Genomic DNA, 544 nt, shown 5'->3' with positions numbered 1-544 from the left:
GCCGCCGCGGCCGCGGCGCGCGCCGCCTGCACCGCCTGCGCCCGCCGCGCGGCGATGTGGCGGGCGTTGATCGTCGCCCAGTCGGGATAGGTGGCTGGCTCGCCCATGCGTGGCATCCTACCACAGCGCCGCCTGCGCCCCCCACACCGCCGCGACGCCGGCGCAGATCGCCAGCCCCAGGTTGCGAGTGGCCAGCTGCACGCCGACCACCGCGGCCGCGCCGATCCAGGCCGGCAGCGACCCCGCCACCAGGGGCGGCGTGACATAGGCCATGAACAGCGCGCCCGGCAGGTGGCGCAGCATCGCCTCCACGAAGGGCGGCGGGCGGATGCTGCGCAGCACGGCATAGCCGCCGGCACGGCAGGCGTAGCTGACCAGCGCCATGCCGAGGATCGCGAGCAGCACGTCCCAGCGCAGGCTCATCGGGCCGCCCGGTCCGCGCGCGTCCCGGCGCCGGGGCGTCCGCGCAACTCGATCCAGGCGCCCAGCGCGGCGCCGGCGAAGGTGCCGGCCAGCAGCGGCAGCGGCACCGGCAGGCCGGCCC

1 protein-coding gene is annotated in these 544 nt (G+C 78.1%); it reads right to left on the bottom strand.

Going from position 1 to position 544, the window contains the following annotated elements; translation table 11 throughout:
* Positions 1-117: 117 nt before the first annotated feature.
* Complete coding sequence (locus OZN99_RS33290) at positions 118-423, bottom strand: AzlD family protein (protein WP_270939434.1); 306 nt, start codon at positions 421-423, stop codon at positions 118-120.
* Positions 424-544 lie beyond the last annotated feature (121 nt).

This window comes from Falsiroseomonas oryzae (genome assembly GCF_027856955.1).
Taxonomy (GTDB): domain Bacteria; phylum Pseudomonadota; class Alphaproteobacteria; order Acetobacterales; family Acetobacteraceae; genus Falsiroseomonas; species Falsiroseomonas oryzae.
Note: the sequence above shows the minus strand (reverse complement) of the source record. Positions and strands in the feature narration are given on the sequence as shown.